At 40.9% G+C, this 10,255-nt stretch carries 8 protein-coding genes; 6 read left to right on the plus strand and 2 right to left on the minus strand.

Features of this window, described 5'->3' with window-relative positions; genetic code table 11:
* Positions 1-253 precede the first annotated feature (253 nt).
* Positions 254-1,993 carry a D-lactate dehydrogenase gene (gene dld, locus PSF27_RS20450; RefSeq protein ID WP_206082270.1) on the plus strand — a complete coding sequence of 580 codons (1,740 nt, stop codon included), beginning with the start codon at positions 254-256 and terminating at the stop codon, positions 1,991-1,993.
* Positions 1,994-2,051: 58 nt separating this feature from the next.
* Here the strand turns inward: dld and sbcB are convergent, their stop codons facing one another.
* A complete protein-coding gene (gene sbcB, locus PSF27_RS20455) occupies positions 2,052-3,479 on the minus strand; it encodes an exodeoxyribonuclease I (RefSeq protein ID WP_206082269.1) in 1,428 nt (475 codons plus the stop codon).
* 337 nt (positions 3,480-3,816) lie between these two features.
* Here sbcB and PSF27_RS20460 point away from each other — a divergent pair, with 337 nt between their 5' ends.
* Complete coding sequence (locus PSF27_RS20460; RefSeq protein ID WP_272682158.1) at positions 3,817-5,100, plus strand: MFS transporter; 1,284 nt, start codon at positions 3,817-3,819, stop codon at positions 5,098-5,100.
* A gap of 124 nt (positions 5,101-5,224) precedes the next feature.
* The gene (gene tmaR / locus PSF27_RS20465; protein WP_004253179.1) at positions 5,225-5,557 is read left to right on the plus strand and encodes a PTS system regulator TmaR; all 333 of its coding nucleotides are present in this window, start codon (positions 5,225-5,227) and stop codon (positions 5,555-5,557) included.
* 57 nt (positions 5,558-5,614) lie between these two features.
* On the opposite strand, the gene PSF27_RS20470 is transcribed toward tmaR, so the two are convergent.
* Positions 5,615-6,304: a helix-turn-helix domain-containing protein gene (locus PSF27_RS20470; protein ID WP_272682159.1), complete on the minus strand. Its 690-nt coding sequence runs from the start codon at positions 6,302-6,304 to the stop codon at positions 5,615-5,617.
* Positions 6,305-6,511: 207 nt separating this feature from the next.
* On the opposite strand from PSF27_RS20470, the gene PSF27_RS20475 reads away from it, so the two are divergent.
* From PSF27_RS20475 to PSF27_RS20485, 3 genes are read left to right on the plus strand one after another with little or no spacing between them, the layout of a single operon-like run.
* A complete protein-coding gene (locus PSF27_RS20475; RefSeq protein ID WP_272682160.1) occupies positions 6,512-8,842 on the plus strand; it encodes a molybdopterin-containing oxidoreductase family protein in 2,331 nt (776 codons plus the stop codon).
* Between the two features lie 2 nt (positions 8,843-8,844).
* A complete protein-coding gene (locus tag PSF27_RS20480) occupies positions 8,845-9,393 on the plus strand; it encodes a 4Fe-4S dicluster domain-containing protein (protein WP_206082265.1) in 549 nt (182 codons plus the stop codon).
* A 2-nt stretch (positions 9,394-9,395) separates the two neighbouring features.
* Positions 9,396-10,214: a dimethyl sulfoxide reductase anchor subunit family protein gene (locus PSF27_RS20485; protein WP_272682161.1), complete on the plus strand. Its 819-nt coding sequence runs from the start codon at positions 9,396-9,398 to the stop codon at positions 10,212-10,214.
* The last annotated feature ends 41 nt before the right edge of the window (positions 10,215-10,255 follow it).

Below are 10,255 nucleotides of genomic sequence, written 5' to 3' on the forward strand. Positions count from 1 at the left end.
ACGACAACGCGAACTATTTTGAATATACAGGGTGTAAGAAAGATAAAATATATTCTTTATATTTTGCGTTGAGAAGTCGTTCAAATCAGTCCGAAATTAAAAACAGCGCCTTAGGCGCTATTTTTTTGCCTGTTAAGAAATCTTTAAGATAAAACGTGTAGCCTATTAACATCATAATGTTATGTGATATTGTTGTTAGCACTAATATTGCATAACTCATAATCAACATGAATTCGAGTAAGAAGGCGCGCACATGAAAGATGCACAAAAACCTGAGAATCAACGATTATTACTCACACTCAGGAACATTGTTGGTAAGAAAAATATTCTCACTGAGCCACACAAAACAGAACGTTATCGCAAAGGGTTCCGCTCCGGCACTGGAGATGCGATTGCGGTTGTGTTTCCAACCACCTTGCTAGAGCAATGGCATGTATTCAAAGCCTGTGTAGAAGCCGATAAAATTGTTTTGATGCAAGCTGCAAATACAGGACTGACTGAAGGCTCGACACCAAGTGGTTATGATTATGACCGCGATATCGTGATTATCAGCACATTGCGATTAAACCAAATTCAAGTGCTTCCCGAATTTAACCAAGTGGTTGCCATGCCAGGCAGCACCTTGTATGACCTAGAAAAAATCCTTAAACCCCTTGGGCGTGAGCCGCACTCTCTTATTGGTTCCTCCTGTATTGGCGCATCTGTTGTTGGGGGAATTTGCAACAGTTCAGGTGGCTCATTAGTGCGCCGTGGCCCTGCGTATACCGAGCTAGCGTTGTATGGTCGTGTTAATGATGATGGAAAGGTTGAGCTAGTTAACCATTTAGGGATTGATCTAGGTAATACACCAGAAGAGATTTTAACCAACTTACAAAACCGCGGTTATAGTAGTGAAGATGTGCAAGTTAGTGATAAATTAGCGTCCGACCATGAATATGCTGAACGTGTGCGGGATGTTGATGCTGATTCGCCATCGCGTTTTAATGCTGATGAACGTCGCTTATTTGAAGCGTCAGGGTGTGCGGGTAAATTGGCCGTATTTGCGGTTCGCTTGGATACTTTCCCAGCGGATAAAAAAACGCAGGTTTTTTATATCGGCTCAAATAACCCAGATGTACTGGAAGATATTCGTCGCTATATTCTGAGTGAATTTAAAAATCTGCCAGTTGCAGGTGAATATATGCACCGTGGCTGCTTTGATATCGCGGAAATATACGGTAAAGATACTTTCTTAATGATTGATAAATTTGGCACCGATAAAATGCCAATGTTCTTTACTATTAAAGGGCGTATTGATGCTGTATTAAATAAAGTTCCTTTTTTACCGTCTAATTTAATTGACCGCACAATGCAGGTGCTTAGCAAATTATGGCCATCGCATTTACCACCTCGAATGAAAGAATTTCGTGACCGTTATGAGCATCATTTAATGCTAAAAATGGCAGGGGATGGAATTGATGAAGCAAAAGTTTGGCTAAAATCTTATTTTGCACAGGCAGATGGTGGCTATTTTGAATGCACTCCAGAAGAGGGAGCAAAAGCCTTTTTACATCGCTTTGCGGCGGCCGGTTCTGCGGTTCGTTACCATGCGGTTCATAATAAAGATGTCGAGGATGTATTGCCGCTGGATATCGCATTACGCCGTAATGATAGGGATTGGTTTGAAAAACTCCCCCCTGAAATTGAAGATTTATTAGTGCATAAATTGTATTGCGGTCACTTTATGTGCCACGTTATGCACCAAGACTATGTTTTGAAAAAAGGGGTTAACCCGAAAGACCTAAAAGAAAAAATGTTAGCTTTATTGGATGAACGTGGTGCGCAATATCCTGCGGAGCATAACGTTGGGCATTTATATAAAGCGCCACCGCAGTTAAAGTCTTTCTATAAAAATGCAGACCCGACTAACACAATGAACCCAGGTTTAGGAAAAACCACTAAGCGTAAACATTGGGAAGGAGATTGTGGTTGTGGTCAATCAGGTGAACACTAGTCTAAATTAATGTAAACCTAAAAATGGGCAGAGAGTTTCTATTCTGCCCATTTCTTATTTAACTCGCTAATTCCATCGCATAATTGACCAACGCTTTTAATTGCTGACAGCGTTTTTCATCATGTTGATGTTCTTCTAATAAGAATTGTATTTGTTGCATATATTCCGTTAATCGAGCTTCGCTGAAATAATCACGGCGATGTTGCAGCCAGCGTTGCTGTTCTTCGAAAGATAACGTTGCTGGGTAATTACGCGCTTTATAACGGAAAAAGAGTTCTTTCATCCGCTTATCTTCAAAACTTAAATCTAATGCAGGTAAGTTTTGTGGTGGGGTTTCACGAATGATGTCCATGGTGGAGCGGTCTGATGGACTAAAAAAGCCATTATATATTTGTGCATCCACATCATCTGAAACTTCAAATTGTTGTGGTTCACTAAATAACTCAATGAGTTTATTACGGATATCGGGGGTCTTACGCAAAATCTCTAAATTGCGATGACAAAGATCCCTATCTAACCCTGTACGTAGTGCATCTTCATCACGTAATGTTTTTTCAGGGGCTAAAATTGGGCATTTATTGATGTGCACTAATTTCACAGGAACGGGAAGCTCACCGTTTAGCTCAGATTTAGGTGTGTATAAACGCTCGCGTAGTTCTTGGGTATTTAAGGTTAATAATGGCGAAATATCCGCGGATAAATCACACATAATGACCGCATTGCGGTTTTCAGGATGCCAAGCAAGCGGGGCGACTAAGCTCACATAGGAACGCAATGCACCAAACATACCAGAGACATGTACTAAAGGTTTTATTTCCACAATATCAATAAGTTGGCTTACCTTGTTTTTATTGCGTAGTTGATAAAAATAATCAAACATACGTGGTTGAGCCGCTTTAAGTAATTTTGCCATGCTAATTGTTGCAATGACGTCTGACATTGCATCATGGGCATTCTCGTGGGAAACGCCATTGGCTTTTGTTAAGTGCTCTAAGCGCATGCTTGGCAAGCCGTCATCATTTTCAGGCCATTCAATGCCTTCAGGACGTAGCGCAAAACAAGCGCGCAGCGGGTCAAGTAAATCCCAACGTGAATTATTTTGTTGCCAGCTGTATGCGTAGGGGTCGTAAAAATTACGGTAGAGAATATTGCGAGTGACTTCATCATCAAAACGAATATTGTTATAGCCCATAATACAGGTGTTAGGCACACTAAAAGCGTGATGGATGCGTTTAGTAAACTCCGCCTCGTTAACGCCTTGGGCTAATGCTATTTGTGGGGTGATGCCTGTGATCATCACAGCCTCTGGCTGCGGTAAGTAATCATCCGCGGGCGCGCAGTAAAACACTTCAGGTTCTTCAATAATATTAAAGTCTAAATCAGTGCGCACACCTGCAAATTGGGCTGGCCTATCAAGTGCAGGGCGTTTACCAAAAGTTTCGTAATCATGAATAAAGAATGATGGTTGTTTTTTATTATCTTGCAACGTTATCACCGTTTGAATTGTGCGCATTTAAATCTGATAGTGGAGTACCTTCAGACTCACTATTTTATATAAATCAATGATACCCTATCTATTATCAAAGCTAAACCAAGGCCATCTGAAATAGCAGGTAAATTAAATTGAATATCAATAAGGTATTTTCTGTGTCAGAAAGGGGGGACTATTAGGTTATAGCGCGTGAAATGTTATGTTCATCACATAAATAAATTGTTAACGTTAACATTAGTGATTAACATCACAAAGTAATTGTTTTTGAGTGGGAATTGAAAAATGTTAACCTTAACATTTACCAAAAGTAAATTAATAATAGGTGATTAACATGAATAGCAGTGCAAGGAAATACTATGCGTCATTGAGCGCATTGTTGTTTTTTTTCTTTTTTACATGGTCATCTACATTTTCAGTTGTCGCCATTTGGCTGCGTAAATATGTTGGCTTAGAAGGGGCGGACACAGGGTTTATCTTTGCCTGTATTTCAATTGTGGCGTTATGTGCTCAGCCATTGTACGGCTTTTTGCAAGACAAATTAGGGTTACGCAAAAACTTATTATTATTTATTGCAGTTTTACTGATTGCATCTGGGCCATTTTTTATGGTGTTCGGGACATTATTACACTGGAACATAGCGATTGGCAGTATTGTTGGTGGGTTATTTATTGGTATGACGTTCCATGCAGGAATAGGTGTTCTTGAATCTTACACCGAGCGTGTAAGTCGACAACGTAATTTTGAATATGGTAAGGCGAGAATGTGGGGGTCTCTTGGTTGGGCGGCCGCGACGTTCTTTGCAGGGCGCAACATTAATATCGACCCTGACTATAATTTTATTATGGCTACAGTATCAGGTGTACTTTTCTTAATCATTCTATTAAACCTTAAAAGTGCGAATGCAGATGCCTATAATAATTTAGAACATGGTAATTCGTCTGCTATTACATTGCGTGATGCACTGCAACTTTTTGCTTTGCCACGCTTTTGGGCGTTAATACTATTTGTATTAGGCACATGTATTTATAGTGTGTATGACCAGCAATTTATGGTGTATTTTTCGCATCAATTCCCAGATGAAAAATTAGGGAATGAGATGTACGGTTATCTGAATTCATTGCAAGTATTCCTTGAAGCTGGAGGGATGTTCTTAGCGCCATTCATTGTTAACCGAATAGGTGCTAAAAATGGATTACTATTTGCTAGCTCAGTTATGGCATTACGGATTATCGGCTCAGGTTTAGTCGAGGGACCTGTTCTTATATCCGTTATGAAATTGCTACATGCCGTTGAGTTACCTATCTTGCTGGTGGCAATTTTCAAGTATAACAGCCACCATTTTGATAAACGCTTGTCCTCAACACTTTATTTGGTTGGGTTTAGTTGTGTGAGCTCGGTGGTTGCTAGTGTGTTATCACCACTGTCAGGATGGGGGTATGACAAAATTGGTTTTGCGCAGACCTATTTGATTATGGGGATGTTTGTGATCATCACAACGATATTGTCTGCTTTTTGTCTTAGAAATGATAAAACTGATGATATAAAGCTTAGTCTTAATGAGAAACCAGCAAAGTTAAACCAACATAATCAAGAAATACAGGTGGAAAAAGTATAACCCAATGATCTTTTTCGAGAGATTAAATCAATAAATATGTGAAACTGACTTGTAACGTAAGGCGATTAGATTGTATTGTGTAATGAGATTATGCGTTTTGAATATTGACTAGAGGGTTTTAAACATGGACAACGCTAACAAGCCGTCTTTCCAAAATGTTCTGGAATTTGTGCGTATGTTTCGTCGCAAAAATAAAATTCGTCGTGAAATTACCGATAATGAGAAAAAAATTCGTGATAACCAGAAGCGTGTTTTATTACTGGATAATTTAAGCGAATATATTAAGCCTGGTATGTCAATTGAAGACATTCAGGCGATTATTGCCAATATGCGCAGCGACTATGATGACCGTGTTGATGATTACATTATCAAGAATGCAGAATTGTCGAAAGAACGCCGCGAAATTTCTAAAAAATTGAAAGAGATGGGCGAACTGCCACGTATTGACGTAAAGTAGAAGAAATGAGCCGAGTTTATCTCGGCTTTTTTATCAGTTTTTAATCGACAAGAAAAATTATAATGTGAGTGTTTTTACCTGCTTAATGAGCGCGTTCGCTAACCGCTCCATTTCTGTTTTATCAATAAACCCCATCGTAACGGCCGCCGCGATTAATTCCCCACTCTGACTAAATACAGGGCAGGCGATAGACTGTGCGCCTGGGATCCCCTTTGTGGGTTCATAACGAATCGCATAACCTTGGTTAATGACTTTATTGAGTTCATCTTGCGAATAATCATCACACACAAATTGCTTATCAAAAGCCGCATAGATTAGACCCGCTGCACTTTTGGCTGTGGGCAATGGGGTATTTGGTAAGAAATCAATTTCGATATTTTTAAAACTACGGTTGTATTTAACCAGTGATAACACTTTTCCAGAGCGCAATGCAACACCCGTTGAAACGTTTTGTTCATCACGAAATTGAACCAAACTGTTATTGATAACCTCAATAAAAGACCCTTCAGGCTCCACAAAATTCGCTAAAAAAGTGAGGTTGCGGCCTAATCCATAACGGCTCGTTTGTGTATCTTGATAAAGCATTTGAGTACGACAAAGGGATACCAAATATTTATGTAAACGGCTTTTGGATATTTCACAACCTTTGGAAATATCTGCAGCTCGCGCTATCCCGCCATTTTGGGCAATAAAATTCAGAATGCTTACGGCGATATCAACAGAATTAACACCTTGCAGGGTAGACATACATAAACCTCATTTTAACAAGTTCATCTATTTTATCATGAGTCACAGATCCCTGCTAATAACTGAAGATATGGATGGTCTAATCATTAAGAGGTAGATATTTCGTACCTATAAATAATAGCAAATTTTGATTAGCCTCAAGTTCACTATTAATGAATAAGGTATATATATAGTGTACTTTTAAAAGCAATGTCGAGGTTTACTATAATGAAAACAATAAATGAATTACGCCTAAAACGCCGAACACTCCTAAAAGGACTTGGTGTTATTGGATTGGCGTCTATCACACCGTGTTCTTTTGCGCAGGGAAACAATAACCAGCCTCTGCCAAAAGTACGATTAAGGTTATCTGACTACAAAACTTTCCGTTCAACGTGTGCAATGGAGTGCTTACACTGCAACTTAACAGCGTATACTTACCAGGGTAAGTTGATGAAAATACAGGCAACAGAGGGCTTTAATGTCAAATGTTGTTTACGGGGAATGAGTCGAACAAAATGGGTATATCACGACCAGCGTGTCACGACGCCATTATTACGTGTAGGAGAGAAAGGTAAAGCTGAATTTAAACCGATTAGCTGGGATGAAGCTCTTGATCTAATAGAAAAAAATATTCGTGACACTATCGCTAAGTATGGTAACGAAGGGTTATTTATCTCTACCCATGCGGGAAACATGGACTCCATTAAAAATGATATGGGCAAGGCATTTTTTGATTACCTAGGCGGCTCAACAAAACAAGCGGGTTCTTTGTGTTGTTCGGCGGTAACAGCGGCAATGATCCCAATGGTGGGATTACGATACGCTGACACGCGAGATACGGTGGCGGATAGTCGTTATATTTTGTGTTGGGGAAATAATCCCGCGGTAACCATGCAGGCGTACTTTAAAAACTATAATCAAGCACGGAAAAATGGTGCGCGACTCGTGGTCATTGATCCGAGATTTAATGAGACTGCAGCAAAAGCAGATGAGTGGATCCCTATCATTCCTGGAACCGATACTGCGTTAGCACTTGGAATGATTAAAATTATCATTGAGGAAAATCGTATTGATGAGGGTTTTCTTCGTGCACACACTGGCGCTGTGTATTTAGTGGATGAGAATCAACAGCAACTTAGGCAAGATGCCCAAGATCCTGATAGCTATTTGGTGTTTGATATTCTCAGTCAGCAACTTGTTCGCCATGATTCAGCAGGGATTAAACCTGCATTATTTCAGCATGAATTACCTAGTCAGTTTAGTTATACCACCGTTTTTGAGCAAATTTATCGACAAGCGAAAGAGTGGGATATCGCACGAGTCAGTGCAGAAACAGATGTGCCTGCCGAAACTATCGTGCGTCTTGCGCGAGATTATTCCTCGATTACGCCATCAATGATTGTGCAAAACATGTCTGGAGCACAGCGTACAGAGCATGGTGCATATGTGGCTGCAAGCCAGTTTTACCTTGCTTTGCTAACAGGGAATATCGGCAAACGCGGTGCGGGTGTCTGTGATGCAGGCGGTGCAAGACAGATGGCTAAATTTAGTCCCATTGTTCCTCCTGCACCGAATGCAAAAAATATCCCACCCATTCCAGTGGCAAAAGTCGGTGACTATATCGTGAATGAAAAACCGCATCCCATTAATTTTTGGTGGATTATGACGATGGGGGTAATGACACAATTACCCAATACCAACAAAGTGCGGGAAGCGCTGAAGAAAGTTCCTTTTGTTGTTGTTGCTGATAATTTAATGAGTTCAACGGCGTTATATGCAGATTTAGTCTTGCCAGTGACGACGATTTTTGAAGATACCAGCCTGATGGCAGGGGTACGCAGCCAATATGTCCAATTGATGGAAAAAGCGGTTGAGCCAGTTGGGGAAGCAAAGCCTGATTACTGGATTTTTGCTCGTTTAGCGGAGCGCTTCGGGTTTGGTGAGGTGTTTAATAAGCCGATTGAACATTATATCGATGCTTGCCTTGTAGGCTCTGGCATTACGCGTGAAATGTTAGAAAAAGGCCCTGTAAGACCTGTTGAAGGTGATTGGATCCCATTCAAGGATGGTGTATTTAGAACGTCGACTAAAAAAGCCCATTTCTTTATTGAGGATTGGCAAAAGAAAAATTTTTCACCCGTGGTGGCTTATTATCAAGTGAAAGAGTCAGTGAAGGGATCCCCCGAGCTGGCTAAAAAATATCCATTAATGGCAGTGCAACGTAAGTTAGCACGCAGTGTTCACTCTAGTCATGGGATGAATGAATGGATCCTCGAAGTACAACGTAATCAACCCAATGTGTTAATTCACCCTGAAGACGCGCAAATTCGTGGTATTAAAAATGGCGAATGGGCGGTAACGTTTAATGATAGAGGGGAGCATCGAGCGATAGCGGTGGTCACGACGCACATTAAAAAGGGTGTTATTTCTCTCGATAATGGCTGGTGGGAACAGCAAGGAGGGAGTAGTAGCCATGTGACAAATGACCAAGTGGAACATTTAGGAACAGGCCATTGCTGTAATAGTACGCTCGTTGATGTCAGAAGGGAGGCATAATCATGGTTAAGCAATATGGTTTTTTAATCAACACAAAAGATTGTTATGGCTGCCGCACTTGTTCTATGGCATGTAAATCAGAGAATGTCACTCCTCCTGGCGTTTTATGGCGCCGTGTTCGTGAGTTCAATGATGACTCACCGAATACACAGGCATTTATTACGATGTCGTGTAACCACTGTGATGACCCACAATGTTTAAAAGTTTGCCCAGCGGATACCTACACTAAGCGTCCTGATGGAATTGTGGTACAAGACCATGAAAAATGTATCGGTTGCCAAATGTGTATCATGGCGTGTCCATACCATGCCCCTGTTTTTGACCCTGCGGAAGGGAAAACCAGTAAGTGTAATATGTGTGCTGAGCGTTTAGATGAGGGGTTATTACCTCGATGTGTTGAGTCTTGTCCTACAGGTGCAATTGAGTTTGGTGAAATTTCTGAACTTCGTAAAAAACATACGACAAACTGGGCAGTATTGGAGAAACGCTACAATATACCAGATCACACAATCAGCCAGCCAAATATTGTGATTATTGGAATGGAGGACTAATCATGAATATTCATCATATGGAGCTCCCATTGGTATTTTTTACTGTGATGAGTCAGTGGGGGATCGGCGCAGTACTTGCATTGACGTTGTACCAAATGAAAGTTAGTACGGAACATAAACTCGTCGGTAAATCCCTGCGTACCGCGGTGATAATTATTTGGTTAATTGAAGTGGTGGGTTCATCTATGTCTATGGGACATTTAGGGGTGCCGTTAGAAGCTTATCGTTCAGTACTTGGACTAAGCCATTCATGGCTAAGTCGAGAAGCAGTTACATTTGTCTTGCTTAATGGTCTAGTCACGCTTTGGGCACTTTCTTGTTGGTTACAACCAACGATAAATATACGTAATATCGTGCTGGGCTGGTTAAGTGGTATCGGCGGACTAGCCGCAATTCTTGTCACTGCTCAAGTCTATTACCAGATGGTTGCTCATCCGCTTTGGCATAGCTCAGCAACACAAATTGCTTTTATTGGTACTGCAATCGTATTAGGCTTCGTTTCTATCACACTGTTTGTTCAAGCTTTAGCAAAGCCTGTGCCAAAAGCCATTAAAGTCGGTGTGTTATTAGGGGTCATACTTGTCTTAATATCTCAAGTTATCCGATCGCAAATACCAGCAAGCCAAGGAGAAAGCTATCTCTTATGGTGGCAAGTGGTAATGAGCATGGTTTTACCTTGTGCGATAGCTGTTAGAGGGGGCAAAGGTAAAGTGCCATCAGTACCACTACTTATAGCATTGATGGTGGTTATGTTTAGCGGCGAGCTAGCCGGTCGCGCATTGTTTTATGGTTCGGTGATGATCCAAGCACCTTGGTTCTAAAAATCCTCGTCATATTTCGCGCTGTGGCGTTGTTGGCGTCA

It is taken from the genome of Providencia sp. PROV129 (assembly GCF_028482245.1).
Taxonomy (GTDB): Bacteria; Pseudomonadota; Gammaproteobacteria; order Enterobacterales; family Enterobacteriaceae; genus Providencia; species Providencia vermicola.